28 protein-coding genes are annotated in these 26,667 nt (G+C 67.6%); 19 read left to right on the top strand and 9 right to left on the bottom strand.

Annotation, left to right across the window (positions count from 1 at the left end):
• The first annotated feature begins 156 nt into the window (after positions 1 to 156).
• From ACJJV6_RS03450 to ACJJV6_RS03480, 7 genes are read left to right on the top strand one after another with little or no spacing between them, the layout of a single operon-like run.
• Positions 157 to 864, top strand: a complete 708-nt coding sequence (locus ACJJV6_RS03450) for a hypothetical protein (RefSeq protein WP_407709968.1) — start codon at positions 157 to 159, stop codon at positions 862 to 864.
• A 30-nt stretch (positions 865 to 894) separates the two neighbouring features.
• Entirely contained in the window at positions 895 to 1,644 is a 750-nt protein-coding gene (locus ACJJV6_RS03455) for a hypothetical protein (protein ID WP_407709969.1), read from the top strand.
• A gap of 35 nt (positions 1,645 to 1,679) precedes the next feature.
• A complete protein-coding gene (locus tag ACJJV6_RS03460) occupies positions 1,680 to 3,002 on the top strand; it encodes a hypothetical protein (protein WP_407709970.1) in 1,323 nt (440 codons plus the stop codon).
• Between the two features lie 2 nt (positions 3,003 to 3,004).
• Complete coding sequence (locus ACJJV6_RS03465; RefSeq protein WP_354175867.1) at positions 3,005 to 4,585, top strand: hypothetical protein; 1,581 nt, start codon at positions 3,005 to 3,007, stop codon at positions 4,583 to 4,585.
• Between the two features lie 2 nt (positions 4,586 to 4,587).
• A complete protein-coding gene (locus ACJJV6_RS03470) occupies positions 4,588 to 5,661 on the top strand; it encodes a hypothetical protein (RefSeq protein ID WP_407709971.1) in 1,074 nt (357 codons plus the stop codon).
• Complete coding sequence (locus ACJJV6_RS03475; RefSeq protein ID WP_354175869.1) at positions 5,661 to 6,443, top strand: amidohydrolase family protein; 783 nt, start codon at positions 5,661 to 5,663, stop codon at positions 6,441 to 6,443. The genes ACJJV6_RS03470 and ACJJV6_RS03475 overlap by 1 nt, the downstream gene beginning before the upstream one ends.
• On the top strand, positions 6,434 to 7,048 hold the full coding sequence (locus ACJJV6_RS03480) for a hypothetical protein (RefSeq protein WP_407709972.1): 615 nt from the start codon (positions 6,434 to 6,436) through the stop codon (positions 7,046 to 7,048). Before ACJJV6_RS03475 ends, ACJJV6_RS03480 begins: the two co-directional genes overlap by 10 nt.
• Here the strand turns inward: ACJJV6_RS03480 and ACJJV6_RS03485 are convergent.
• Entirely contained in the window at positions 7,045 to 8,382 is a 1,338-nt protein-coding gene (locus tag ACJJV6_RS03485; protein WP_407709973.1) for a sigma-54-dependent transcriptional regulator, read from the bottom strand. The genes ACJJV6_RS03480 and ACJJV6_RS03485 overlap by 4 nt on opposite strands.
• A gap of 273 nt (positions 8,383 to 8,655) precedes the next feature.
• Here ACJJV6_RS03485 and ACJJV6_RS03490 point away from each other — a divergent pair, with 273 nt between their 5' ends.
• Both ACJJV6_RS03490 and ACJJV6_RS03495 read left to right on the top strand, forming a co-directional pair.
• Complete coding sequence (locus ACJJV6_RS03490) at positions 8,656 to 8,859, top strand: helix-turn-helix transcriptional regulator (protein WP_009359228.1); 204 nt, start codon at positions 8,656 to 8,658, stop codon at positions 8,857 to 8,859.
• On the top strand, positions 8,852 to 10,048 hold the full coding sequence (locus ACJJV6_RS03495) for a type II toxin-antitoxin system HipA family toxin (RefSeq protein WP_009359227.1): 1,197 nt from the start codon (positions 8,852 to 8,854) through the stop codon (positions 10,046 to 10,048). Before ACJJV6_RS03490 ends, ACJJV6_RS03495 begins: the two co-directional genes overlap by 8 nt.
• Positions 10,049 to 10,063: 15 nt before the next feature.
• On the opposite strand, the gene ACJJV6_RS03500 is transcribed toward ACJJV6_RS03495, so the two are convergent.
• Complete coding sequence (locus ACJJV6_RS03500) at positions 10,064 to 10,978, bottom strand: LysR family transcriptional regulator (RefSeq protein WP_009359226.1); 915 nt, start codon at positions 10,976 to 10,978, stop codon at positions 10,064 to 10,066.
• A gap of 277 nt (positions 10,979 to 11,255) precedes the next feature.
• Between ACJJV6_RS03500 and ACJJV6_RS03505 the strand changes: the two genes are divergently transcribed.
• From ACJJV6_RS03505 to ACJJV6_RS03530, 6 genes are all read left to right on the top strand, one after another.
• A complete protein-coding gene (locus ACJJV6_RS03505) occupies positions 11,256 to 12,335 on the top strand; it encodes a PrpF domain-containing protein (protein WP_407709974.1) in 1,080 nt (359 codons plus the stop codon).
• A 56-nt stretch (positions 12,336 to 12,391) separates the two neighbouring features.
• Positions 12,392 to 13,585, top strand: a complete 1,194-nt coding sequence (locus tag ACJJV6_RS03510) for a Bug family tripartite tricarboxylate transporter substrate binding protein (RefSeq protein ID WP_407709975.1) — start codon at positions 12,392 to 12,394, stop codon at positions 13,583 to 13,585.
• An 8-nt stretch (positions 13,586 to 13,593) separates the two neighbouring features.
• Positions 13,594 to 15,564 carry a tripartite tricarboxylate transporter permease gene (locus ACJJV6_RS03515; RefSeq protein WP_407709976.1) on the top strand — a complete coding sequence of 657 codons (1,971 nt, stop codon included), beginning with the start codon at positions 13,594 to 13,596 and terminating at the stop codon, positions 15,562 to 15,564.
• 40 nt (positions 15,565 to 15,604) lie between these two features.
• Entirely contained in the window at positions 15,605 to 15,988 is a 384-nt protein-coding gene (locus tag ACJJV6_RS03520) for a universal stress protein (RefSeq protein WP_133349179.1), read from the top strand.
• Between the two features lie 204 nt (positions 15,989 to 16,192).
• Positions 16,193 to 16,462, top strand: a complete 270-nt coding sequence (locus ACJJV6_RS03525) for a hypothetical protein (RefSeq protein WP_407709977.1) — start codon at positions 16,193 to 16,195, stop codon at positions 16,460 to 16,462.
• Complete coding sequence (locus ACJJV6_RS03530) at positions 16,459 to 17,919, top strand: SLC13 family permease (RefSeq protein ID WP_407709978.1); 1,461 nt, start codon at positions 16,459 to 16,461, stop codon at positions 17,917 to 17,919. The genes ACJJV6_RS03525 and ACJJV6_RS03530 overlap by 4 nt, the downstream gene beginning before the upstream one ends.
• 16 nt (positions 17,920 to 17,935) lie before the next feature.
• Here the strand turns inward: ACJJV6_RS03530 and ACJJV6_RS03535 are convergent, their stop codons facing one another.
• Positions 17,936 to 18,187 carry a hypothetical protein gene (locus ACJJV6_RS03535; protein WP_407709979.1) on the bottom strand — a complete coding sequence of 84 codons (252 nt, stop codon included), beginning with the start codon at positions 18,185 to 18,187 and terminating at the stop codon, positions 17,936 to 17,938.
• A 209-nt stretch (positions 18,188 to 18,396) separates the two neighbouring features.
• Between ACJJV6_RS03535 and ACJJV6_RS03540 the strand changes: the two genes are divergently transcribed.
• Complete coding sequence (locus ACJJV6_RS03540; protein ID WP_407709980.1) at positions 18,397 to 19,179, top strand: ANTAR domain-containing response regulator; 783 nt, start codon at positions 18,397 to 18,399, stop codon at positions 19,177 to 19,179.
• A 506-nt stretch (positions 19,180 to 19,685) separates the two neighbouring features.
• Positions 19,686 to 19,838 (top strand): hypothetical protein, encoded by a 153-nt coding sequence (locus ACJJV6_RS03545; protein WP_009359217.1) that lies wholly within the window; start codon positions 19,686 to 19,688, stop codon positions 19,836 to 19,838.
• Positions 19,839 to 19,976: 138 nt separating this feature from the next.
• On the opposite strand, the gene ACJJV6_RS03550 is transcribed toward ACJJV6_RS03545, so the two are convergent.
• Positions 19,977 to 20,444, bottom strand: a complete 468-nt coding sequence (locus tag ACJJV6_RS03550; RefSeq protein WP_035753678.1) for a DUF4383 domain-containing protein — start codon at positions 20,442 to 20,444, stop codon at positions 19,977 to 19,979.
• 276 nt (positions 20,445 to 20,720) lie between these two features.
• Between ACJJV6_RS03550 and ACJJV6_RS03555 the strand changes: the two genes are divergently transcribed.
• Positions 20,721 to 22,106 (top strand): MBL fold metallo-hydrolase, encoded by a 1,386-nt coding sequence (locus tag ACJJV6_RS03555; protein WP_354175873.1) that lies wholly within the window; start codon positions 20,721 to 20,723, stop codon positions 22,104 to 22,106.
• Positions 22,107 to 22,198: 92 nt separating this feature from the next.
• Here the strand turns inward: ACJJV6_RS03555 and ACJJV6_RS03560 are convergent, their stop codons facing one another.
• Genes ACJJV6_RS03560 through ACJJV6_RS03570 form a run of 3 tightly spaced genes read right to left on the bottom strand, consistent with a single transcriptional unit; the run spans position 22,199 to position 23,396 of the window.
• Entirely contained in the window at positions 22,199 to 22,405 is a 207-nt protein-coding gene (locus tag ACJJV6_RS03560; protein WP_009359215.1) for a hypothetical protein, read from the bottom strand.
• Between the two features lie 12 nt (positions 22,406 to 22,417).
• The gene (locus ACJJV6_RS03565; protein ID WP_009359214.1) at positions 22,418 to 22,825 is read right to left on the bottom strand and encodes a four-helix bundle copper-binding protein; all 408 of its coding nucleotides are present in this window, start codon (positions 22,823 to 22,825) and stop codon (positions 22,418 to 22,420) included.
• Between the two features lie 55 nt (positions 22,826 to 22,880).
• Entirely contained in the window at positions 22,881 to 23,396 is a 516-nt protein-coding gene (locus tag ACJJV6_RS03570; RefSeq protein ID WP_009359213.1) for a hypothetical protein, read from the bottom strand.
• Positions 23,397 to 23,686: 290 nt separating this feature from the next.
• Here ACJJV6_RS03570 and ACJJV6_RS03575 point away from each other — a divergent pair, with 290 nt between their 5' ends.
• Entirely contained in the window at positions 23,687 to 24,001 is a 315-nt protein-coding gene (locus ACJJV6_RS03575; RefSeq protein WP_083875102.1) for a DUF3040 domain-containing protein, read from the top strand.
• 24 nt (positions 24,002 to 24,025) lie between these two features.
• On the opposite strand, the gene ACJJV6_RS03580 is transcribed toward ACJJV6_RS03575, so the two are convergent.
• Entirely contained in the window at positions 24,026 to 25,648 is a 1,623-nt protein-coding gene (locus ACJJV6_RS03580; RefSeq protein ID WP_354175875.1) for a polyketide antibiotic transporter, read from the bottom strand.
• The gene (locus tag ACJJV6_RS03585; protein ID WP_354175876.1) at positions 25,648 to 26,646 is read right to left on the bottom strand and encodes an ABC transporter ATP-binding protein; all 999 of its coding nucleotides are present in this window, start codon (positions 26,644 to 26,646) and stop codon (positions 25,648 to 25,650) included. The genes ACJJV6_RS03580 and ACJJV6_RS03585 overlap by 1 nt, the downstream gene beginning before the upstream one ends.
• Positions 26,647 to 26,667: the final 21 nt, after the last annotated feature.

The raw sequence follows: 26,667 nt of genomic DNA on the forward strand, positions 1-26,667 counted from the left end.
GCGAAATCTTATTCGGTTCCGGCTTCGCCGAACCCCCAGTTCCCGCTCCCGGACGCCCCGGAACCCGTTGGCACGAATTGTGCAGTAGGAGGGTATGCGGTGTTCCGCGAGGGTGCCGCGCCAAGGCACCCGCAAGACTCCGGGAAGGACAAACTCATGCACGACATCGATAGGGCACTGTTCGAGGGGCAGGACGAGGGCACCTGGGGCGAGGTGATGGATGAAGAGTCCGGCTACGCCTTCGAAGAGGAACAATCTCCGTTCCAGGGCGAGGACTCCTACGAGGCCGGCGGGCTCTGGGGCGAGGCTGACAGCCAAGAGACTGAAGAACTCGCCCTCGCCGCCGAGCTGCTGGCCGTCACCGACGAAGGCGAGCTGGACCAGTTCCTGGGGAGCCTGGCCAAGCGGGCGTTCTCCGCGGCAAAGGACTTCGCCGGATCAGCGGCCGGCAAAGCCGTGGGCAACATCCTGAAGTCCGCAGCCCGGAAGGCCCTGCCGCAGCTCGGCCAGGCTGTGGGCAACTACATTGTCCCGGGAGCGGGCGGCCAGGCCGGCCAGCAGGTGGGCAAATGGCTGGGCAGCAAGTTCGAGTCCGGACTCCAGCTTGAGGGCCTCTCGCCGGAGGACCGCGACCTGGAAACCGCCCGGGCATTCGTCCGGTTCGCCACCTCCACTGCCCAGCGGGCGGCCTCCATGCCCCGGAGCATTCCCGCTCCCCTGGCGGCACAGAAAGCAGCCACCGCCGCAGCCCGGCAGCATCTGCCCGGCCTTCTCAAAAACTCCGGTGCATCCGGGCCCGGGGGTGCCAACAGCGGCCGCTGGATCCGCCGGGGCCGCAACATCGTGATCCTCAACGCCCGCTAACCCGCGAAAAACCAAGCAAAGGACAGTGACATGAGCACCAACTACTACGAAACCGAGTCCGCCTTCCCCTGGGCGCAGGAGGAAGAAGAAGGAGAGTTCAGCGGCTATGAAGGCGAGCAGGACAATGAGGAGAACCTCGAGTCCGAGCTCGCCATGGAGCTGCTGAGCATCAGCTCGGAGGAGGAACTGGACCAGTTCCTGGGCAAGCTCGCCCGGAGCGTGGTGCGGAACGCCTCAAAATTCGTCAAGTCACCGATCGGCAGGGCCCTTGGCGGGGCGCTGAAATCGGTGGCCAAGAAGGCGCTGCCGATCGTGGGAGGTGCCATCGGCTCCTTCGTGGCGCCCGGCGTCGGGACTGCCATCGGAAGCAAGCTCGGCTCACTGGCCGGCGGCCTGCTGGAGGTTGAAGAGGCCGAGTCCATGGACGAGGCGGAAGCCGAGGAAGAGGCCGCCCGGCGGTATATCCGGTTTGCCCGGGCGTCCTACCGCAACGCCGCCCGCACCCCCGTGTCCGTCCCGCCGGGAGCCGCGGCCCGCGCCGCGGCCACCGCAGCGGCCCGCCGGTACGCCCCCTCGCTGCTGCGCGCCCGCCAGGCATCACGCCGGCGCTACCGCGGCGGGACCCGGATCTACGGCGACCAGTACGCCGGCGCCGTCTGGGGTGCACCCGACGAGGGTTGGGACAGCCAGTCCGACGGCGGCAACGGTGGCGCGAACGGCCGCGCCGACGAGGGCCGCTGGATCCGCCGCGACGGCCGCGTCATCCTCCTGGGCGTGTGACCGGCCCGCGGGGAGGCGGAAGGAAGGCGAATCCGGTGGACACGAACACCATCAGTACCGGGCTCATCGAGAGCGAGGCCACCGGCCTGCTGGCCCGGCTGGACCAGATCAAGCCCTTCGTCATGCACGAAACCATGGTCCTCGCCGCCGCCCTGCCCCGGGACGCCCAGCTGCTGATTGAACGCTTCCTCCACACCGGCCGCAACGAACTCCGCGGGCAGCTCGCCCACTTCCTGGACTGGCTGGAGACTGACGGCCGGGAGGCCTCCCCCGCCGAGCAGCAGCGCCGGTTTGTCCTCATCCGGCTCCAGTTCAACGTGGTCCTGGCCCAGTTCGACCTGTTCACCGAAGTGGTTACCCAGCGCAGTGAGCACGCCACGGGCGTCTGGCTGTCCGGGCTGGACATCGTGGCGCAGGATGCGCTGCGGCTTGAAACGGCCGACGACGGCGACACCCGCCTGGTGGTTTACCTCGCCAGGGGTGCCGGTGCTGCCATCCGGCGGGCGAAGACGCGCCTGCCCGGCGGGAAGCCGAACCCGGTGGGGATCATCCGGCTTCCACGGGAGCGCATGATCGGCAGCGGAATCGCCTCCAGCCTGGTCCACGAGGTGGGCCACCAGGGGTCCGCCCAGCTCGACCTGGTGGCGTCCCTCCGGGCGGAGATCGAGCGGCGCACTACCCGGGACCCGGACGGCGGGTGGGACGTCTGGTCCCAATGGATCAGCGAGATCGTGGCCGACATGTGGTCCGTGGCCACGGTTGGCATCACCTCCACCATCGGACTCCTGGCCGTGGTCAGCCTTCCCCGGTATTTCGTGTTCCGGCCCGGCGGCACCGACCCGCATCCCATGCCCTACCTGCGGGTGCTGATCTCCGCCGCCATCGGCAACGCGCTTTACCCCCACCCGCAGTGGCGCGAGCTGGCCGCCGTGTGGCGGGCGATGTACCCGCTGGCCGGGCTGCCGGCAGGGCACGCCGCGTGGATCAGGAACTGCGAATCCCGGATCGGGGACCTCGTGGACCTGCTCCTGCACCACCGGGTTCCACTAGCCGGCGGCCGGGAGCTCGGCACCATCTGGCCGGTACGGGAGCGGCAGCCGGAAAGGCTGCTGCGCCTTTACGAAACCTGGGGCGGCGACTTCGGGGTCATGGCCCGCCAGCGGCCGGCCCTGGTATTCGCAGTCCTGGGCCAGGCCAAGGCGGCCGGGCGCATCTCGCCGGCCGACGAAAGCTCCCGGCTGTCCTCCCTGCTTACAGCGTGGGCCGTCCGGGGCAGCCTGGACGTCCTCGACTCTCCCGCTCCCGCCGGGAGCCGCACGATGCACAACTTCACCCCAACAGCACTACCAAGGAGATAGCCATGGAATTCACCCGACGGCCGGTTACGCCGGTGTATGCCGGACAGGAAGTTGCCCTGCGTTTTGAACTGCGGGACTCGGAGCCGGCAGGACAATTCGAGTTTCAGATCATCAACACCCGTGGCGGGCAGCCCATCCCGATCGATGGCGGCAAGGGCGGCGTGGTCGCCCGGAACCTGAGCTCGGGTGAGGAGTTTGAGCGGATGGTCTCCATCCCGGAACCCGGCGAATACCAGGTCCAGTTCCGTGCAGTCCACCGGGTGGAAGCGGGCAAGAAGGCGGAGGCGGGCAAGGACAACTGGGAAGTCCTGGACACCTTCACGGCCAGGCGCAAGGAAGCCCCTCCGATTGTCCGGGTTGCCCTGGAACCCAACGCGCGGCCCGGCAGCGAGCATGCGCACCTGTGGAACTTCATCCAGAACGTCACCAGGAACCTCCGGTTCGAGCGCTTTGCCGGATTCGCCCGGCACCGGGCCGGCAGGTTGACGGAGTTCCCGGGCTACGGGTCGTTGAGCTACGAGCGGCTGCACGAGCTGGCAACGGAGTTCGTCACTGAATCGTCCCTGGGCAATTCGTTCAGTCCGCCGGACTGGGACCCGGAGAAGGGCCGGGACGCCGCCATCAACGGCTCCTACGTCAGCGAGGAACGGAAAGACCAGGCGGATCCGTTCCCGCCGGACTTCCCGGAGGGCCAGGACTATCCCTTGCGGCTGGTACCTTTCGCTGAGCTGATCTACGTCTACTGGCTTGAAGAGGGCATGCTGTTCCAGAGCCTGAACCGGGTCCTTGCCCGTTTCCAGAACCGGCGGGTTGTGACCGGCGGGGATCCGCTGTCCAGGCTGGCGGTCAGCCCGCTCCTGCCGTTGCGCGGGATCCTGTGGGGACTCGCGGAAGCCGAAAAGGACCGGCTCTCCCTGCGGCGCCGGGCTGCCGAGTACGAATACCAGTACGGCCTGCAGCTGATCGGCCGGGCCATACCTCCGGCGCAGATGCTGGTGGAGCGCAGGACCCAATTCCTCAGCGCCTTCCACAGCCTGCTCCACGACTGCCATCACTTCTACAAGGAGCACAACGACAAGACCGTGGATGCGGACGCGTTCCCGCTGCTCAGCAGCCTGCGGGAGCTTCACCTGGTGCTGGCCACCGGGGCGAACAACCAGTACGCCGACATGTCGGTGACGGCCCGGATCGAAACCATGGAGGTGCAGTGGATGCTGGCCCAGCCTGAAATGCGCGAGTTCCTGGGTGGACGCACCATGGTGCCCTATGACGAGGACTGGATGGACCGGGTGGATGCCATGAAGCAGCTCCAGGGCTGGTCCGACGCGAGCATCACGCATTTCTACGACCTCGCGGTCCATGGTGAACAGTTGCTGCTTTCCGTCCGCCACGGACGCTGGAATGAATCCGACATGGATGGCGATGACGCAGAGAACTGGGCCATCAAGTGGAAGCCGTCGATCCAGCGGTACGTCCACGCCTACCGGGCAGTGACCGGGGTTGATCTCAGCGAGCGTGTGGACACCACCATGCCCTCCACGTTGCTGCAGCGCCGGCTGGCCCGGAAGCTTGTCCGGTACTGAGCATGTGTGCAGCATCCGGCAGGCCGGACTTCACCTCCGCGCTGTTCCTGGGCCAGCACCATCCCAGTGCCGGGCTCCGCCCGTGGAACGAGTTCACCACGGGCGTCCCGGCGGTGCTGCGGGAACTCCCGGCCGCCAAAGAACTTGCCTCAACCGTAGCCAGGCGGCAGCAGGCAGAGGCAGGCCTGGTGGCCCGCTCAGCCCTGCACGGGATGATGGATGTCCTGCAGGCTCTCCCGCGTCCCGGGGACCTGCTTTTGGTGGACGGGGGCGCCTACCCCCTGACCCAATGGGCGTGCAACGCCGCCGCGGCCCGGGGCGTGCGGGTGGTGACGTTCCCGCATTTCCGTCCTCCCGCCGTCGTGCCTTCCACGAGGTCTTCGCCTTCCACCCGCACCTGGCTGGTGACGGACGGCTGGTGCCAGGGGTGCGGCCGGCCCGCGCCCCTCGGCCTGATGAGGGCGGCCGTTGAAGGGACGGGCGGGCAGGTGGTGGTGGATGATTCCCTGGCGTTCGGGGTACTGGGGCAACGGGATTCCGACGGCGGTTTCGGGGACGGGACGGGCACGGCACGATGGCAGGGGCTGACCCATGACGGCGTGGTGTGGCTCGGTTCGCTGGCCAAGGCGTACGGCACGCCGGTCACGGTGATCACCGGGGACCGGGGCGCCATCAGCAGGGTGGCCCGCCGGGGCGGGAACCGGCTGCACAGCAGCCCACCCTCGGCAGCGGATCTGGGCGCCGGCCTCAGCGCCCTCCGCAACGCCCGCATCCCTGGGCTGCGGGACCGGCTGTGGCGGCTGACGCGCTGGCTGCGGCAGGCCCTCCGCAACCTCGGTCTGATCCCGCACGGGCTGCCCTTTCCCGTTGTGGGAGTCCACGTTGACCCGCCGCTGCTGGCACGCGAGTGGAGGGCCGGCCTAGCCGCGCGCGGACTGCAGGTCCTGGTCCAGCTGCCGCGCTGCCGGCCGGGCGCACTGCTGTCAGCGGTGGTGCGGGCGGACCACTCGCAGGCGGACCTGGACCGGCTGGTGCGGGGACTTGCCCTGGTTGCCCGGGACAGGCGGGCGGCCTGATGATCGTGGATTCACATGTCCATGTGGGCACCGCCGGTGTTCCGCTGGGCCCCGCAGACCCGGAGACCTCCTTCGCTGTGTGGCGGAGCCGGGCCGCCGCCGTCGGAATTTCCCGCGCTGTCCTGATGGCGGCGCCGGTGGGTTCCTACGCGGCTGCCAACCGGGCCGTTGCCCGGCTGGCACAGCGGGAACCGTCCAACTGGCTTTGGTACGTGTTCGTCAATGCCGTTGCGGACCGCGGCCATGTTGGTGCCGTGGTAGCTGCGGCCCATACGCACGGGGCCTGCGGCATCAAAGTGCACTGGTCTGACGGAATGGCCACGGACGAAGTGGCACTGGCCGCGTCCCGTTTCGGGATGCCCGTGCTCTTCGACCCGCGGGGCGACGTCCAGGTTGTCGCCCGGCTGGCGGCCCGGCACCCCGGGGTGCCCTGGATCGTGCCGCACCTGTCCTCCTTCGCGGACGACTGGCGTGCACAGCAGCGGCTCATTGATGTCCTGGTTCGCGAGCCCAACGTCTTCGCGGACACGTCAGGCGTGCGGTACTACGACCTGCTGGAAGAAGCCATTGCCCGCGCCGGTGCCCGGAAGGTGCTGTACGGCAGCGACGGGCCGTACCTGCATCCGGCGCCGGAGCTCGCCAAGATCCTCGCCCTGGGCCTGGCGCCCGAAGACCGGGACCTCGTCCTGGCCGGCAACGTGCTCCGGCTGACCGGCCCGGCGCGGAAGGCCGGCCGCCACGTCACCCCTTCCATCTCCAGGAGGAACACAGCATGGGTCTGACCGGATCACCCGTTACCGCGGCCGGGCTTGCCGAGATCAAGCCCCACAACGACGCCGCCATCAGGAAGGGCCTGTACCAGCTGCGCGCCTACCTGCTGCAAAGCAATGCCGCCCGCGGCACCGGCAAACCGTCCGGCGGGCCGCCGTCGGCAGGGGCAAAGCGCCCGGCGTGGATTGCTGGCAGCGAGCCTGAACGGGCCTCCGTGTGGCTGGTGACATATTCGCCCTGGTCGCAGAAGGGCCCGCCCACCCACGTACGTGTATTCGCGCACGAACTGAAAGCCACCGAACTGCTTAAGAAGGGACCCCTTCCTGCCCTGGACCGCCTTCTGGTTTCACGCCGTGAACTTCCCAAAATCGAACTGCCGAAGGTGATGCCCTTTCCTCACCCATCGAAGCATGGCCTGTTCGGGCTGGCGGTGGAGCCGCTGGTGCGCGACAGATTCGCCGGCGCCTTCCAGCGGCCCCTGGCCGGGCGCCAGCGGGTCCGAAGGAAAGGGCCGGACGTCCTGTGGCGTGAGCTTGGGGACCTCTTCCGCGAACTTGCCGACGAGACCGGGGACGGCTATTGGCGCGAGGTAGCGGACGCGCTGCCCGGGGCCTAGCTGCCGCTGCCGGCCTTCCTGGCCTGCCGCTGCTGGATGGCACGGTCAGTGAGCCCGAGCATGGCGGCCGCTGCGTGCACGTTTCCCCCGCTGCGTTCAACTGCCACGTCCACCGCCACCTCCGCCGCGCGGTCCTTGATCTCGCGCAGGCCCAGGCCCATGTCCACGGCCCAGGCCACCGCTGACCGGAGCGGGTCGGCCGCGCTGATCGCGGCGGCAGCCGTTGCAGCGGGCGTGACGACGGCGGGACGGTCTTCGCGGGGCAGGTCACCGGGGGTGATGGCCCCGGGGCCCACGTGGCGGGCCGCGATGCGGAAGGCCAGTTGCCTGAGGTCGCGGAGGTTCCCTGGATAGCTGCGGCGGAGCAGGACGTCCTGGACGGCAGGGTCCACATCCGGATCCGTCCGCGCCGCGGTGGCTTCCCGGCAGAAACGGGCGAACAGGCAGGGAATGTCCTCCAGCCGTTCCCGCAGCGGCGGCATGGTGACCACCGACGCTGCGATCCGGTGGTAGAGGTCCATGCGGAAGTTCCCCCCGGCAACCTCCATGGCCAGGTTACGGTTGGTTGCACAGATCAGGCGGAACTTGCTCTGCAGCCACCGGTCGCCGCCAACCCGCTTGTAGGTTCCTTCCTGCACCACGCGCAGGAGCTCGGGCTGCAGGTCCAACGGCAGTTCGCCCACCTCGTCAAGGAACAGGGATCCCTGATCGGCGCCGGAACAGGCGCCGGTCCGCACGCTCACGGCACCGGTGAAGGCACCTCGCTCGTGGCCGAACAGCTCGCTGCCCATCAGCGTGGGAACGATGGTGGTGCAGTCAAAGATCACCAGGTTGCCGTGCCGGCGGCTGACGGCGTGGGCAACCCGGGCAGCCAACTCCTTGCCCGTCCCCGTCTCGCCCTGGATCAGGATAGGGCCGCGCCCAAACCGTGCAGCCACCACCAGGTCCCGGAGGGCCGATTTCAGGGCGTGGCTCTGCCCTGCGAACTGCTCCCGGACCTCTACCGAGTCCAGAACCGCTTCAACCTCCTCCACACGTTGCAGCCACGCTGATACGGCTGCCACCTGGCCGAGCCATGCCACGCACTCCGCGGCGCCTGCCTCCAGCACGGGCCATGGCTTCAGCCTTCCGTCCGGGGGGCCGATCACCACCACCCGGCTGCAGCCGTATCCGGCAGCCGCTAGGGCAGCCCTCACGTCATGGGAATCGGATGCCGCAAAAATAATGCCGGCCGGACCGGTGCCGGTGGTCTCCGCCACCTCGAGGTTCACCATTCCGGCACGCAGCGCGGCAACGGCTTCCTGGACCCAGTCCTGCCGGCCAGTCAGGTCCATCACCCACGGCATAGCATCCCCCCGCAAAGTCCGGCTGCGCGTTCCGTCCAACCCGAGGAAGCTGACCACGTGCGGCGTTACTGCCCCGTTACTCCCGACGGTGATAACAGCCGCGGGTGCAATCGGCAGAATATTTCCGGTTTGATGCAGCGCGTCTCCTCGCGGCCCAGTCCACGGTAGTTTCGGAAATATATTGCGAAGAATGAGATTCCGGGCCATACTTGGCAGAGGTGTGGGGTAAAACCAGCAGTATATTGCGGGAAAGGTGAACGGATGGGGGACGCTGCGGACATCGGGGCCAGCATCCGGCGTGCGCGCAAAGAAGCCGGCATCACCCAGGAGACCCTGGCGGACCTTATTGGCACCTCCGCGCGGACGGTGCACGCCATCGAGACAGGGAGGGGAAACCCGTCCCTGGCCACGGTTGCCGCGGCCGCCAATGCCGTGGGGCTTCACCTCAAGGCAGTCGATGCCTGACGATCTGCGCTACCTCAAGTTCGTCCGCAGCGCCGATGTGTACAAGGGCGGGCGCCTGGCCGGGCATTTGAACCGCACGGACCGGGGCAGCGTGGTGTTCTCCTACACACCTGGCTACCTGGAGGCCGAGGGCAAGCCTGTGGCCACCACACTCCCCCTCGCCTCCGGACCGGTGGAAGCTCCCAGCGGAGCACTTCCGGCGTTCTTCTCCGGGCTCCTGCCCGAAGGCCACCGCCTGACCGCCCTCAAGGACGCCGTGAAGACGAGCTTCGGCGATGAACTCAGCCTGCTGCTGGCGGTCGGGGCCGACGTACCCGGTGATGTCCAGGTTGTCCCGGAGGGGGCGCCAGCGGCAGATCCTCCGGCCCTGGCGGACACCTCCCGTCCGGAGGACCTGGACTTTGCCGCCCTTGCCCACGCGGTGGATACCCACGGGCTGCCCGGGGTCCAGGCGAAAGCCAGCGCCTCGATGCTGACCACCCCGCTCACGCTGGCCCACCACCGCTACCTGCTCAAACTCGATCCACCCCGGCACCCGAACCTGGTGGTGAACGAAGCCGCCCACCTGGCCGGGGCAAAGCGGCTCAAGATCCCCGTTGCCAGACACAGCGTTGTCACCGACCGGAACGGCCTTCCCGGGCTGCTTGTTGAACGCTTCGACCGCGGCCAGGACAATGGCCTGGTCCGCCTTGCCCTGGAGGACGCAGCCCAGGTCCTGAACCTGCCGCCGGCGTCCAAGTACGCGGTCAGCTCCGAGGAAGTGGCGCTGGCGCTGGGCGGCCTGTGCAGGGCAAAGGCTGTAGCAGCCAGGAACCTGTACCTGCAGTTCGTCTTCGCCTGGCTGACGGGCAATGGTGACCTGCATGCCAAGAACGCCGCAATCCTCGAGGGCAGGAACGGGGGCTGGATGGTGGCTCCGATGTACGACATCCCCTGCACGCTGCTCTACGGTGACGACTCCATGGCCCTGCCCATTGCCGGAAAGGTCAAGAACCTCAAGGCCCGGCATTGGCGGGACTTCGCCGCCGGCATCGGCCTGCCGGAAAGGGCAGCAGCCGCCGCCAACAAGGTGGCCCTGTCCGCAGCTTCGGCGATCGACCTGGAAGCCCTCCCGTTTACCGGCTCGCCCTTGCGCGGGACGCTGCGGGAACTGCGGTTCCGCCGGGGAGAGCTGGCCGGGAGCGCCTAAAGCCACGCCTCCCCTTTACCGGAAATCGGCGGCGCTTTCCTTGGCAACCTCCAGCAGTGTTGTCTGGAACGCGACTTCAGCGGCGGCACGCACCCTGTCGTGGCGGTGCGCCAGAAGCACCCGCCGGGCCGGTGCGCTCGAGCCCAGGGACACGATGCTGACGCCAGGATGTTTGTTCACCACGGCCGTCCGCGGGGCAAGGGCTACGCCCAGTCCTACACTGACCATAGCCTGGGCCTCCTGGTAGTCGTTGGCGTGGAAGGAGATCCGGGGGACGAACCCCGCTGCCTGCGCACTTCGGTGCAGGACTTCGAGCACAGGGTGCTCCTCTTCCCGGACGATCCACTCTTCCTTGGCCAGGTCCGCCATGTCCACCTGCTTGCGGCGGGCCAGCCGGTGGTCCTTGCCGACGATCAGGGCGGTGGCGTCCTCGAAGACAGTCGTGAGCGCGAAGCTTTCCGGGTTGAGCCTGTTCCACTCGTAGTCCCACAGCAGCGACATCCCCACCTGGCCGTTCTCCAGCATCTCGATGAGCTCGTTGAAGCGGCTGCTCCGGACGTGCAGGTCGATGGCCGGGTACTGCGCCTTGAATCTGCTGATGACCAGCGGCAGGAACGACCCTCCAAGCGTGGGGAAGGTTCCCATGGTGAGGCTGCCCCGGTTGAGGCCCGCGATCTCAGCGAGGTCCGCTTCCGCAGCCGCCATCTGCCGCAGGATCTTCCGGGTGTGCGCCGTCAGGACGTGGCCGGCGTCGGTGGGCACCATCCCCCGGGCCTGGCGCTGCAGAAGCGGCTGGCCCACTTCCGCCTCCAGCCGGCGCAACTGCTGGGAGACTCCAGACGGAGAGTACACGTGCTTGTCTGCGGCTGCGGTGATGGACCCGAGCTCCACCACGTCCAGCAGCAGTTCAAGCCTTCTGATGTTCAGCATCCGGCGGTTCCTCCTTGAAGTATTCGTTACACCCCCGTGCTGATTCTATACAAAGTATTCATTCGGACCGCCGTTCTGCGGTGGTTTCGGCCCCCACTTTCCCGCGCAGCGGAAAACGCCGCCGCTTTAGGCGCTCAACATCGCCTTTTGATTGAAGTAAAAGTGAATGCAGGTGTACTTTTTGGCGTTTGTAATTCATCTAGGACGGGCATCACACTGGGTTAGGCCAGCACGGCTGAAGGCCCAATCCGGGGCCGCGGGAAAGGTGAAAGCAAACATGTTCAAGATCCCAGCTACGTGGATGCGTGGAGGAACCAGCAAGTGCTGGGTCTTCGAATGGGACAGCCTCCAGGTTCCGGGCAAGACCGTGGACGAGGTGCTCCTGCGCCTCTTCGGCAGCCCGGACAACCGCCAGATCGACGGCGTTGGCGGCGGCACCTCCACCACCAGCAAGGCCGTCATCCTGTCCCGGTCCGTCAGCGAGGACGCCGACGTCGACTACACCTTCGCGCAGGTGGGCATCGATGAGCAGCGGGTTGACTGGGGAAGCAACTGCGGCAACTGCTCCGCCGTCGTCGCCCCCTACGCCATCGAACGCGGCTGGGTCACGCCAGGCCCGGAAACGACGGCGGTCCGCACCCTGAACACCAACACCAACCAGCTCATCCTGCAGAAGGTGGACACACCGGGCGGCGAACTGGGGCACTCAGGCAGCCAGATGATTCCCGGCGTTCCGTTCCCGGGCATGCCGGTGGGCATGGGCTTCTTCGATCCGGCCGGCAGGACCACAGGCAAACTTTTCCCCACCGGGGAACCGCTGGACAAGGTCACCTTCGACGGCCGCCAGGTGCCCGCCACGTTCATCGACGCCGGCGCCCCGGTGGTCATCGTCGAAGCAGAAGCGGTTGGCCTGACCGGCCACGAAACCGCTGCCGAAATCGACACCCGTACCGAGCTGCTGGTGCACCTGGACGACACGCGCCGCGACGCCGCCGTGCAGATGGGACTCGCCGCAACCCGGGCGGACGCCGAACGCGCCATCCCCAAGCTCGCACTCGTGGCCAAGGCCGACGACGGCGACGAGGCGGACCTGGTAGTGCGGATGCTCTCCATGGGGCGCCTGCACCCGGCCCTGGCCATCACCGGAAGCGTTGCCCTGACCATGGCTGCGCAGCACGAGGGAACGGTCGCTTCCAACCTCATCAGCAGCGACGTCTCCGCCGGCGTCACCATGCGGACCCCTGCCGGCCTGGTCCAGACCTGGGCCGAGACCCGCGAAGGAACCCCGGTTGTGGGCGCACTCCGCAGTGCCCGCCGGCTGGCCGACGCCGAACTCCTGCTCCCCGACACCTGGTAACAGTCCACACCATTGCGGACGCCGCAGGGCGCCCGTCCCCAACAAAGGACACCTCAATGACGAGCCAAAAATCATCCCTGGAACCCCCCGGGGACCTGCAGGCACCTGAGCCCACAGAACTCCCCGACCCGCCGAAGCACTCCCGGCGCACCATCCTCTCCGCAGTGGGCGCCCTGGCCGTCCTCGGCCTGGGCACCACAGTCCTCGGCGAAGGGCTCCTCAACCCGCCGTCCAGCACCGAGGACGGGAACTTCGACGGGGAAACACTGGAATTCCTTATCCCGCTGGCTTCCGGCGGCGGAACCGACACTTGGGCCCGCTTCATCGGCACCGAACTGACCAACTACGTGCCGGGCCGCCCCGGTTTCGCACCCGTCAACGAACCCGGCGGCGAAGGCATCTCCGGCACCAACAAGTTCGCCCGGTCCGCCAACACGGACGGCACCGAGATCCTGGTAGGCACCGCCTCGACAGTGGTGCCCTGGGTCCTGGGACGCACCGCGGTGAAGTACTCCTTCGAGAACCTGCAGCCCGTCGTCGTCAACGGCACCGGCGGTGTCATCTACGCGCGGACCGAAGCCGGCGTCAACGGCGTCCAGGACCTCGTCAACCGGGACAAACCCCTGGAGTTCGGCGGCATCAGCGCCACAGGCCTGGACATCACCACCCTGGTGGCGTTCGACCTGCTCGAAGCCGACGTCACCTCCACCTTCGGCTTCGAGGGCCGCGGCCCGGTGAACCTGGCGCTGCAGCGCGGCGAAATCGATCTGGACTACCAGACCACGTCAGCCTACGGCTCCGCCGTCGAAGGCATCGCCAAGGAGGGCAAGGCCACCGTGCTGATGTCCTTCGGCCAGCTGGACGGGTCCGGCGAAGTGGTCCGGGACCCCAACTTCCCGGACGTCCCCACCGTCCCCGAGGCCTACGAACAGCTGCACGGCAAGAAGCCCTCCGGTGAAAAGTTCGAGGCCTACAAAACCCTCCTGGGCCTGACCTACACGTACCAGAAGGGCCTCTGGGTCCCTGAAAAGACTCCCGAAAAAGCCGTGACGCTGCTCCGCGAATCAAGCGAAAAGCTCGGCGCCGACAAGGACTTCCAGGCCAAAGCAGCCAAGGTCCTCGGCGGATACCCCCTGGTGGCCGATGCCGACATGGCAGACCGCGTCAGGGCCGCATACACCGTCAGCAGCTCCGTCAGGTCCTACGTCAAGGACCTGCTCGAGAGCAAATACAACATCCACGTTGAATAAGGACCACCATGCTTGATTCCGCTATGGCAGCGCTGGCATCACTTGCTGATCCGTCCCTGCTGCTGATGCTCCTGATCGGCGTTGTCGCCGGCCTCGTCATGGGCCTCATCCCGGGACTGGGCGGCACCGGCGCCGTCGCGATCCTCCTGCCCATCACCTTCGGCATGGAACCGCCCCAGGCGCTCGCGCTCCTGATCGGCGCCCTCGCCGTCGTCCATACCTCCGATACCGTCTCGGCCGTGCTGCTCGGCGCGCCGGGCTCGGCCTCCGCCAGCGTCACCATGCTTGACGGCTACTCCATGGCGAGGAAGGGCCAGGCCGCCAGGGCACTGACGCTGGCTTTCCTGTCCTCCATGGCAGGCGGCATCATTGGCGCCATCGGCCTGACCCTCGCCATTCCGCTGGCCCGGCCCCTGGTCCTCTCGTTCGCCAGCCCCGAACTGTTCATGCTGACGGTCCTCGGCGTCGCCCTCGCCGCCGTGCTGTCCCGCGGCAACATCATTAAGGGCATCTCGGCCGGCCTGCTGGGCCTGGTCCTCGGCATGGTGGGCACCTCCCCCACCACGGCGGAAGAGCGGTTTACCTTCGGCAGCCTGTTCCTGGGTGACGGCCTTTCCCTCGTGGCTGTAGCGCTGGGCATCTTCGGCCTGGCCGAGATCGCCTCCCGCGCCAGCCAGCGGCGCGGCCAGAAGGAAAACATCACCCTCGGCGGCGGCTGGGGCAAGGGCATCAAGGAATGGCTGACCCACTGGAGCCAGGTAATCCGCGGCGCCCTGATCGGCATCTGGGCCGGCGTCCTGCCGGGCGTCGGTGCCACCGCCGGCACGTGGCTGGCCTACGGCCAGGCCGTCGCCACCGCCAAGGACAAGCGCAAGTTCGGCAAGGGCGACCCCCGCGGCATCGTCGGCCCCGAAAGCGCCAACAACTCGGTGGAAGCCGGCGACCTCATCCCCACCCTGCTGTTCGGCATCCCCGGCGGCGTCCCCTCGGCCATGCTTCTGGGCATGCTGCTCACCTACGGCATCCAGCCGGGCCCGTCCATCATCACCGAGCACCTGGACCTGATGTACCTCATCGTCTGGTCCTTTGCGATCGCTTCCATCCTCGGCGCCCTGTTCTGCTTCCTCAGCGTCAAGCAGCTCGCCAAGCTCACCAAGGTGCCCTTCGCCGTGCTGGCTGCAGGCCTCGTTGCCGTGATGCTGCTGGGCTCCTTCCAGGAGGGCGGCCAGCTCGGTGACCTCTGGGTCATGATCATCCTCGGCGTGTTCGGCTGGCTGCTGAAGTCCACCGGCTTCCCGCGGGCACCGTTCCTGATCGGCTTCGTCCTTGCCATCCCGCTGGAGCGCTACTACTTCCTCACGGACAGCCTCTACAACGGCCTCGACTGGATGGCACGCCCCGGTGTGCTGGTCTTCCTGGCCATCCTGGTGCTGCCCATGATCTGGGCCTTCATCAAGTTCATCCGCGCCCGCCGCAACACCAACCTCGACGACGGCCACCGCGACGAGCGTCCCGAAGACGACGAGAGCCCGCTGAAGAACTCCACCTGGTCCCTCGCAGCAGCCGGCCTCTTCGCCGCCGCGTTTGCCGCGGCGCTGATCGCCTCCCAGTCGTTCTCACCGGAGGCGCGCCTGGTGCCGCAGCTGGTGAGCATCGGCGGGCTGGTCTTCTCCGGCATCCTGCTCTTCACCGAGATGAGGACCCGGCTCCGGGCCAGGACCGCCGGGGCAGGCTGGACGCTCGACGCCGGCTTCGCGATGAAGACCTTCCTGTGGATGACGGCGTTCCTCGCCCTCACCGCCGGGTTCGGCTACCTCGTGGCCGTCACGGTGTTCATCCCGGCGTTCCTGCTGATCGTGGCAAGGGCCCGGCTGAAGGTGGCCATCATCTACACGGTGGCGCTGTACGTGGTGCTGCTCGCCTTGCCGTCACTGCTCCCCATCGACCTGCCGCAGGGCTGGCTCAACACGCTCATCTAGCGGCACCCCCCCCCACCACCTACCGGAAAGAAGCATGACCATGACGGTTCTCGTTGCCTACGCCCCGGCCCCCGAAGGCCGGGAGGCCCTCACCCAGGGCATCGCCGAAGCAGTCCTTCGGAAGTCCGACCTCCTGATCGTCAACGTGGGCCGCGGCCACCACGGCCTGGAACCGCAGGAGATGAAAGACATCGAAAGCCAACTGCAGGCCGCCGGGCGTGAGCTGACGGTTGAATCCTCGGTCCTCTCCGACCCCGGAGACGCCGTCATCCAGATTGCGCAGGACAGGGACGTGGACATGATCGTCGTGGGCCTGCGGCACCGTTCAATGGTGGGGAAGCTCATCCTGGGCAGCACGGTCCAGCGGATCCTGCTGGATGCCACCTGCCCGGTCCTCGCCGTCCGCGCGGACCGGCTCAACTAACAGTCCGGACCGTTCGACGGCGGTCCACACCGACAGCCGGCACCCCACCGGCAGGCGTGTCCCCACCCCGCATTCCATCGCAACAGGAACCCCGAAGGACGGGCGCGGGGGGACGGGCGCGCCGCTGAAGGAGGCAGGCGGACCCATGGTCCTCCTGCCTCCTTCCCCACGTCCACAACGTCAGCAATAAAAGGAACGATCGCCTTGCCCACCACCCGACTCCAGCCAGGCACCGCCAGGCAACCCGCGCGGCCGCAGCCTGTCCCCAACTGGTGCACCCTGTCCCGGAAGGACGAAGTGGAGATCCGGCAGAACGGCCAGACCATCGCCACCGGCCGCATCGACCTGCTCGCTTTCGACGGCAGCATGCTGTGGATCCACCGGGACCAGGGAAAGGGCCGGGCCCTCTTCCTGCACAGCGACGGCGTCACGGTATGCCGGCGTACACCCCAAGCCACGAGGAGTGAATCTTGACCAAGACAGCGGAACGCACCACAGACACCGCACCCGCAACGCGGGAGCAGGCGAAGGACGCTAGCAAGGAGCAGGGCACCGGGCGGCGCCGCCGTATGCTACTGGTGGCAGTGGCCGGATTCCTGATTTTGGGCCTGGCCGCGCTCGTGCTGGGCGGGAATCTCTTCGGCCCGGCCGCCGCTACCGAACCGGAGCCGACCTTGACCGCCACACAAATCATCCCGCTCGCCATCCTCGTGGTGATGTTCGTCGTCGCCACCAAGTGGCCCCTGAACATTGGCGTCATGGGGCTGGTGGCCTCGTTCGGCGTCGGGTACTTCCTGCTCGGCATGAACGACAAGGAAATCCTGGCGGAGTTCCCCGCGAGCATCGTCCTGACCATTATCGGCGTCACCTACTTCTTCAGCATGGCGCAGCGGAACGGGACCATCGACGTCGTCGTTCAGTCCTGCGTGCGACTGGTCCGGGGCAAGACCATGGTGCTGCCCTGGGTGTTCTTCCTGCTCGCCGCGGCCCTGACGGCCCTCGGCACCTTCTCGCCGGCCGCCGTCGCGCTGCTCGCGCCCGCGGCCATCGGCTTCGCCTACGAGTCCCGTATCCACCCCGTGGTGATGGGCGCGTTCATCATCAACGGCGCCCACGCCGGCGGTTTCTCCCCGCTGTCCGTGGCAGGCGTGCTGGTGCACAACATCGCCGAAGAGAATGGCTTCCCCATCTCGCAGGGAGCGCTCTTCGCCGCCAGCTTCGCCATCAACCTGATTCTGTCCGTGCTCACCATCGTCGCCTTTGCCCTGCTGGGCCGGCTCCGCGAGGGATCCGCCGGGCAGCACGCCGATCTGGACACCTCGGCGCCCATCCGGCCCCACGGCCAGCAGATCCTGACCCTCGTGCTGATCGCCGCCATGCTCGTCTGCACGCTGGGGTTCCACATGCCCATCGGCTTCGTGGCGCTCTCCGCCGGGCTGGTGCTGGCACTGATCAACATCAAGGAACACCAGACCTTCATCGGCGGGATTTCCTGGTCCACGGTCCTGCTGGTGGCCGGCATGATCACCTACGTCTCGCTGCTGCAGCACGTCGGGGTCATCGACACGCTCGCCGAGATGGCGCTGGCCCTGGGCGCACCGCTGCTGATCGCCCTGGTGCTCTGTTTCGTCATCGGCATCGGGTCCGCCTTTGCGTCCTCCACCGCCCTGCTGACCGCGTTCATCCCGATGGCCGGTCCGCTGCTGGCCACCAGTTCGCTCAGCGCCTCGGGCACGGTCGCGGCCCTGGCCGTCGCCGCCACCGTCGTCGACGTCTCGCCTTTCTCCACCGACGGGGCCCTCGTGGTAGCCAACGCCCGCGAAGACGACCGCCAGCGCGTCTACCGCCAGCTGATGATCTACGCCGGCGCCGTCGTGCTGGCCGGGCCTGTCCTAGCGTGGGCCCTGCTGGTGCCTACGGGCATCATGTAGGCCGGGCCGGGGAGCCCTACTTTTCGGCCAAGTCGTCCGCCACGCGGCGCAGATCCTGGACCCAGCCGGTTGACCGGTTGGTTCCACTCACACCGGCCTCAAAGTTCGCCAGCGCCTGCGCCATGAGGTCAAGCGCTTCGGACACGTTCATTTTGACCGCCGTGTAGCCTTCATCGGAGCGGGGGTCCGACGACGCGGAGAGCAGCAGCTCCGCGCCGGACTTGATGACCAGTGAGGCTTCGTATTCGTTCACGCTGATACCCCGCATCTTCGGAATGTTCGACGGTTTGGACAGGTGCTCCGCCAGCCCAACCATACCCCCGGGGCACGAATGGGCGAACCGAAAAACGAGTAGCCACCACTCGTGTATCCGCCATGCCTGCCGCGTACCGTCGGAAAAGGGTTGAGCCAGCAGCCCGTGAGTGGGTTGTGGGCTGTCAGGGAGCACATGTGGCATTGGAGCTAAGGAAACACAGGGTGCACCATCCCGCGGCGCCCGGCGACGGCGGCGGCGACGCCGCGAGGCCCCGCTGGCAGGCGGCGCCGTACCGGAAGAGGCATACTACGCCGGCCGGAGTCCTGCTGGATCTGCGGGCAGAAAGCTCCGCTGCATCCCTGGACCTGCTCCTCGCGGCGGCGTCATCAACCCTGCAGGAGATGGTGGCCTCCCCGTTCGACTGCGCCATGACCCTGCCGCGGCGACATGGAACCCAGCAGGCGGTGGGATCCAACGCGAGCGCGCTGGAACTAGTCTGGGAGGAGCAGGAATACGGGGACGGTCCCGTGTCCCGGGCTCTTGAGGGAAGGGTGGCAATCATCGCCAACGGCTACCTCCCGCATCCCGACTGGCCTGACTACTGGCGCGTCCTGGAAAACGCCGGCTATCGCTCATTGCTCTCCGTACCGGTGCCGCTGGGGTCCGGACGATTCGCCGCGCTCACCCTGCTCTCCGACCGGGACAACGTGTTCACGGCAGCCGTCACCGCCGCCGCCACGGCGTTCGGGAAGAGGGCAGGCAACAGCTATGCGGTCGCCGAGGAGTTCCGGGCCGCCCGCTCATCCGCCGCCCAGTTGACGTCGGCCCTGGAAAGCCGCCCCATCATCGACGCGGCCTGCGGCGTGATCATGGCGCAGAACAAGTGCTCCTACGAGGCCGCCTTCGAGATCCTGGCCAAGGCCTCAAGCCACAGGAACATCAAGGTCCGGCTGGTGGCGGAAGGCATCCTGCAGAACGTTTCCGGCACGCATAAGCGTTCATGACGCGCATGCTCCCTGCCGCGACCGGAATTCAAGCCGCGGCAGGGCATATGCGCAGCGGAAAAGGCCCCGGCAGTGCAGCTCAGCTCAAGAAACGCACAATAAATCCCGGAGCTGGAGATAACCCCTTCCCATCTGGCGTGCGGCTTTCTAGGGTGGCCATCACAAGCCCCTTCAGGAGGACCTGAGGGGCAGTGCATGCCGCAACCAGTACGCCAAGAGGAACAGCTGATGGACCGGGTAAGCCCAAGTATGCAGCCCGCAAGGAAGCAGCCAGCAGCGCGCGCCACGGACAGGCCAGCCGCGCCCTATCAAGCCCCAAACCGTAAGGCGATCAGCCGCGAACACCAGTTGCGGCAGCTCATCAACGACCTCGCGGACCTTGCAGCCAAACACCGCCCGCCACACCAGCAGAAGCCGGCCAGCGCGTAAGCGGGACATGCCTGCGCAAAAGGACCCGGAGCATGCTGGTCCCGGGCAGTTCGCGCCTTGGGGGCTAGGATGCCAGCATGGGACTGATCATCACACTGCTTATCATCTGGCTCGTTCTGTCCATCCTGGGCCTCATCATTGAGGGCCTGCTGTGGCTGGCCTTCATCGGCCTGGTGCTGTTCGCCGCCACCGTCGTTTGGGGCTGGGTGAAGCGCAGGGCCCGCACGTAAGGCCCGGTCCTGGCCGGCTGCGAAAACTGCAGCGGCCAGGGCTTCGGGCCTTTGTTATGGGCGCATCTGCCTTCCACCGGGTCAACCGCCGCGAAAACTCCAATGGGCGGCTACAGGGTGCTCAAGAATGCTCCGGTTTTACACGTCCCGGCGTTCGGCGCTGCCCCGGCCCAGCAGAAGCCCGGCCGCGAGCATGACCAGGCCCAGTACCGCATGCAGCCAGTTGTCCGCGGTGTTCACGGGGATGAAGTTGGCCGTGGACGCCTGGTCGATCAGAAGCCCGTAGAGCCAGAGCACCAGATAGACGGCGCCGCCACCGATCAGGAAATACCTGGACTGCGTTGCAGTCCTGCCCATGATCAGGCCGGCTGCACCGAACAGGAGGTGGACGATGTTGTGCAGGATCGACACCTGGAAGACGCCCAGGAGCATGGCCCCGGATTCATGGCCCGCGAAGGTCATTTCCGAGTAGCTCGTTGTGATCCCGGGGATGAACCCGAGGATACCAACGAGGGCAAAAACGGCCCCCGCCGTGAGGGCGGTGATCTCGATAGCCGTGCGATGGTGATGGGCACCTATGCCCGGATGTGCTGATGACGCAGACATGCTTAGCTCCCTCGAAATATTGCGTTTGAATTGGGCTTCAGGTCAGAAGCGGCCCCGCCGTTGCATCTGCGGCATAAGGGTGTAGTTCAAGCTTCAACCCGTAGAGATCCGGATCTCAGAGGCTTTAGTCCCCCTCTTTCTGCTGCAACCACCGGAGGGGTCTTTTGTCCCTGTCGCCCCTGCCGGACACGGTATGTACTTGTCAGACACCGCGCGGTTCCTTCAGCCGCAACACCCCCGAGGGCCGCGTCCCGTACCCCGGTGCAAGGAGCAGGCATGAGGGAACAGCATCCGCCAACGCTGAGGTTCCTCGGCGCAACCGATACCGTCACGGGTTCCCGCTACCTGATCCATTCCCAGAACAGCCGGATCCTGGTGGACTGCGGGCTTTTCCAGGGCTACAAACGGCTCCGCGACCGCAACCGCATGCCGCTCCAGCTCAATCCCGGGAGCCTCGATGCAGTGGTCCTCACGCATGCCCACCTGGACCACACCGGTTACATCCCGGCCCTGGTGCGGGACGGCTTCCACGGCCCGGACTACGCGACGGCCGGGACAACGGAACTGTGCAAACTGCTGCTTCCGGACAGCGGATACCTCCAGGAGGAGGAAGCCCGTTATGCAGACCACCGGGCATCCTCGATGCACCATCCCGCTGTGCCCCTCTACACCGCCGAAGACGCCGTCCGGTCGCTCAACAGCTTCAAAGCGCAGGACTTCGATGCACCGTTCAAGATTGCCGGTGGCATCGAAGTGACTTTCGTTCCGGCCGGCCACATCCTTGGCGCCGCCCAGGTGCGCCTGCGGCTGGGAAGCCGGACCATCCACTTCACCGGAGACCTCGGCCGCGCGCGTGACCCCCTCATGTATCCGCCCCGTGGTTTGGAACCGGCCAACGTCCTGGTAACCGAGTCCACTTACGGCAACCGGGTCCACCCGGCGGGAAACCCGGAAGCCGAGCTGGGTGAGATCATCACCCGGGTCGCCAAGCGGCAGGGCGTCATCATGATCGCAGCGTTTGCAGTGGGGCGGGCCGAGACGGTCCTGCTGCACCTGTCCCGCCTGCTGGCCAAAGGCGCCATCCCCTCCATCCCCGTGTACCTGAACAGCCCGATGGCCATCGACGCGTCCGACATGTACCAGCGCCACAGGGAGGAACACCGGCTCAAGCAGCATGAGTTCGAGGCCATGTACAAAGTAGCCAAGCCCGTCCGCAGCCCCGACGACTCCAAGCTCCTCAATCTCCGCGGCGGGCCCATGATCATCATCTCCGCCAGCGGGATGCTGACCGGAGGACGGATCCTGCACCACCTCGCCGCCTACGGACCCGACCGCCGCAACGCCATCATTCTCAGCGGATACCAGGCCGGCGGAACCAGGGGCGCGTCCCTGGCCGCCGGGGAAAGGCACGTCCGCGTCTACGGCCAGGAGGTCAGGATCGAGGCAGAGGTCATCCAGATGGAAGGGCTCTCAGCCCACGCGGATTCCAACGAGCTGGTCCAATGGATGAAGTCCGCCCCCGAGGCCCCGGCCATGACTTACGTGACCCACGGGGAGCCGGACGCCTCCGATGCCCTCCGGCTGCGCCTCAAGCACGAACTCGGATGGCGTGCGCGCGTCCCGGAGCATCAGGAGACCATTTCCCTGGACAATCCGCGCTGACGGAGGAACCCCCCACGGCCCACCGTCCCAGGCCCCGGCCGGCCCCCCAATCCGCACCGGCCGGGGCCTGGTGCCATACTGGTCGGCGGGTGTCAGGGCCGCCGCTGGTCGAAGCAGAACCCGCACACGCAGCGGTAGGTGAGCAGTCCGCCGTCGTCCGTCCCGTCCGGTACACCGGCGGAACCCGGGTGGCCCACTATCTGCATCTCCTCCCCGCAGTGCATGTGCGTGGCAAGCATCCGCCGCACCTGCGGGTCTTCCGGATGCCTTGCCTGGCCCGCCGTTTTTAGCTGTGCCATGACCGCTTCCTTTCAGCCCAGCGAAGCGAGGAGGTCGGCGCAGGCCTGCTCGCAGCGCCGGCACGCTTCGGCGCATACCTCGCAGTGCTTGTGCTTGGCGGCATGCTGTCCGCACTCCTCCGCACAGGCCTTGCAGGCAGTCCGGCAAGCCGCCAGCACAGCCCGGGTGATCTCGGGGGCGGTGCCGGTCTGCCGGCTCAGGATCTTTCCCGTGGCCACGCAGATATCCACGCAGTCAAGGTTGGTGCGGATGCACTTGGTCAGCTCGGCCACCATCTCCTCGCTGAGGCAGGCGTCCGCGCACGCAGTGCACGTCTGGGCGCACTCAAAGCACGCCTGGATACATTCGGTAAGTTTGGCTTTATCGACGTTTCCCGCACCTTGGGGGTGGACGTCCAGCATCGATTGAACATGAGTCATTGGTCTGTCTTTCCAGGTGTAGCCGGTAGTGATTTCGGTGCAACAGCGGCAGTGTTTATGTCCGACTGACCGAAAGCTGGATGACCGTAAGCGCCGGCAGATCCGGCTCGGACGGCACAGGGGAAAGAACCTCGCCGCCTTCTTCCCGCAGGAGCAGGGAGGGCCCATCCACAGCGCCCGTCCTCAACGGCGCCGGCTCGCCGCGCGGGGCCTGCCGGCGTTCACAGCAGTCCCGCTCCATGGACTCGGGGTCCAGCAGCGCGCTGGCATAGTGCGTCACGGGTACAACCGGAGAGTCCGACGACGGCGGGGCACCAGGGCCGGGAAAGGTTGCCTGCAGCGGCGGTACCTCAGTGGGCGGCGCGCCGGAATCAGCAGGCTGGGCGGGTCCCGCCAGCAAAGTGGCGGGCGCAGTCAGGAAAGGTCCATGCCCCACAAGGGCGTAGCGGGTGCCGTGCGTGTAGGAGGCCGCCCCCGCCACAAGGAGGACCAGGAGGATGCATACGAAAAGGCTCCGCGCCGATACAAGGCAGCGAAGGATCCCCTCCGGAGTGCAGTTGAGCGTGGCCATCGACCACTTCCTGGTGGACACCTTAAACAGCCTAGCTTCGTATCCGCGTGGGACAGGTCACACCTGCATTACTTTTCCACCCCGGCCCGGCCAGCGGCAGTTTGACACCCGGCTTGCTCCGGCCGGTAGCGCTGTCTGGCCCCTGCCGGGAGCCCGGGCCGTTACAGGGGCATCAAGAATGCAGCAGGGCCATCACGAGTGCGTAACTTCGCTTTGTCAGGACCTGTCCGGTGCCTAGCCTGAATAGTGAAGGCCTGCGTGGTAGGGCAGGCCCAAGAAGGCGAAGTGCAATGCCATTGTCCGATGAAGAGCGCCGGCGGCTCGAAGAGCTGGAAAACCTTCTCAGCGCCCAGGATCCCTCCCTGGCCCGGAACCTGCAGGAAGGGAAGCAGGACAACCAGGTCCCCCGCCGGATGGTCTTTGCCACCCTGGCCTTCTTAGCGGGCCTGGTGCTTGTCCTCATGGGGGTGGCAACGCAGGTTCTCGTCATCGGCGCCGCCGGCTTCCTGCTCGAATGCGCAGCAGCATACTGGTTCCTGGAAGCGCAGGCCGCCCAGCCCCGGAGCCCGATGTTCCCGTCCCGCTTCTTCAAGCCGAAGCACTGACTGACCAAACAAACGGTCTTTGACTTAGTACCCGGCCAGGTCCCGCTCCCGGATCAGGCGGCCGGCTGCCGCGGCCAGGGCGATCGCGATGGCGGCCATCAGCACGGCGCCGGCGGGATCGAACGCCTCGGCAGGCATCGCGGACGAATGGCGGAACGGGCTCAGGTCCTGCATCCACACCGGCAGCCCCAGCAGTTCCCCGAACTGCCCCAGCACCAGTCCCACGGCCAGGAATCCCCAGCCGACGGCGCTGCTCCACCGGGACGCGAGCGCGAACACCAGCACCGTCACCGCCGGAAAAACCAGCGCCGCAGGAACATGGGCCAGCGCCGCCGCAAAGACGGTACCCGCGCCGCTGCCCCCGGCCTGGGAGACGGTGAGCACCGCTGCAGCCGCGGCTCCCGCGGCCGCCGCGACCGCCGTCGTCGTGATGACCGCGACGGCGAGCGCCCCGGCCAGCCAGCGCAGGCGCGACGCCGGCACGGCCAGGAGCATCTCGGCCCGCCCCTCGGCTTCTTCCGCCCTCAGCCGCAGGACCGCCTGGATTCCCGCGGCGGCCGCCAGTACCCCGACGATGCCGAGCATGGCCGTGGTGAACAGGTCCACCATTGCTTCCTCGCCCGGAACCAGGCGGCCCATCAGCTCCATCAGGGCAGGGTTCCCGGCCAACGCGTCCCGGACCACCGGTCCCAGCCCGCCGGCCACGGCACCCATCACGGCGGCGGTGAAGCACCAGCTTGCCAGGCTTCCGCGCTGCAGCCGCCACGCAAGCCCGGGCAGCGACACCAGGCCACGGCGGGCACGCTCCGGGCCCGACTCGTTGGCAGCGACGTAGCTGGCGCCCAGGTCCCGCCCCCTGCGGAGCGCCACGGCAGCCCCGCCCAGGATCACGGCGGCGCCGGCCAGGACCAGCAGCGGCAGCGGATCGGCCTCGGTGAAGGGCCGGACGCGCTGGCCCCAGCCGATCGGCGAGAGGAGGGAGGGCCAGGCGGCGGTGACCTGCAGGGTTGACAGCTCGGCGGTTCCGAGGGCGTCGCCGGCGCCCCGGAGCAGATAGGCGGCACCCACCAGCGCCGCAGCCGTGCCGCTGGCGGTGCGGGCGGACGGCATCACCTGGGCCACGAGGGCCGCGGTGCCCACGAATAACAGACCCACGGCGCCCACCGCCGCCCCGGCCAGGAAGGAACCGTCGACCGGCAGGCCGGCCCCAATGAAACCGCCGGCGACGGCCAGGGCGAGGACCACAATGGCGAAGGTGCCAAGCAGCAGGGTGGCCTGCAGCGGCGCGGACCGGGTTACGCCCGTGGAGCCGACGAGTTCGAAGCGGCCCTGGTCCTCATCCGCCCGCGTGTGCCGGACTACCAGGAACGCGCCCATCAGCCCGGCCAGCACCGCGGTGAAGGAAAACCCCTGGAAGAAGGTGACCGCGCCGAAGCTGATGCCGTCCGGGAGGCCGCGCAGGAACAGGAACGCCGGGCTGGCTGCTGCCACGGCAACCAGGGCGGCCCGCTCGGTATCCGCCGCGAACTGGGTGGTGATGGCGGTGGCGGCGGCGTACCCCAGCCCGGCGATGCCGAGTATCCACGCCGCAAGGACTGCGCGGTCGCGGCGTGCCTGGAGCAGTGCCAGGCGCAGGACGGCGCGCATCAGAGCACCTGGCCCTGCTGGGCCTGGGTCTGTTCGGCCGGGGTCTGTTCGGCTTGGGCCTGCTGGGCCTGAACCTGCTGGGCCTGGCTCTGCTGCCCGTCCGGCTGGTCGCTGTAGTGCCGCAGGAACAGCTCCTCGAGGGAGGGCGGCGCGGCAGTAATGCCGGTGACGCCCGCCGACGCGAGCGCGTCCAGCACGGCGCCGAGGTGGGTGGCATCGGCGTCGAACTCGATGGCGTCCCCGTCAACGCGGACGTTGTGGAAGCCCTGCAGGGCCGCCAGCACGTCCGGCTGCACGGTGGCGGTAATCCGGAAGCGGGTCCGGGTCAGGTGCCGGAGCTCGGCCAGGGTCCCCGACTCCACGGCAATTCCGGACCTGATGATGGTCACCCGGTCACACAGCTGTTCCACCTCGGCCAGGATGTGGCTGGACAGCAGCACGGTGGCCCCCTCCCCGGTGACCCGCCGGACGTGCCGGCGGAAGACAGCATCCATCACCGGGTCCAGCCCCGAACTTGGCTCATCCAGCAGGTAGAGCCTGGCGCGGCGGGAAAAGGCCGCAATCAGGGCCGCTTTCTGCCTGTTCCCCTTGGAATAGGTGCGGGCCTTCCGCCGCGGATCGAAATCGAATTCCTCGATCAGTTGCCGGCGCAGGGTTTCGTCGGCGCCGCCGCGGAGCCCTGCCAGCAGGTCGATCACCTCGCCGCCGGACAGGTTGGGCCAGAACGTCACGTCCCCGGGAACGTAGGCGACCTCCCGGTGTGCCCGGACCGGCTCGGCCCAGGGGTCAATGCCGAACACCCTGGCCGTTCCCGAAGTGGGCCGGATCAGCCCCAGGAGGATCCTCAGGGTGGTGGACTTTCCCGCGCCGTTCGGCCCCAGGAAGCCGTGGACCTCGCCGGGCATGACGGTCAGGTCCAGGCCCGCCAGCGCGGCGGTCCTGCCGAAGTTCTTCACCAGGCGGGAAGTGTGGACAACGGGGGTTGATTCTGTGTGCATGGCCGGCCGTTCCGTGGTCTC

The sequence above is a fragment of the Arthrobacter nitrophenolicus genome, from assembly GCF_045833485.1.
GTDB classification, from domain to species: Bacteria; Actinomycetota; Actinomycetes; order Actinomycetales; family Micrococcaceae; genus Arthrobacter; species Arthrobacter nitrophenolicus.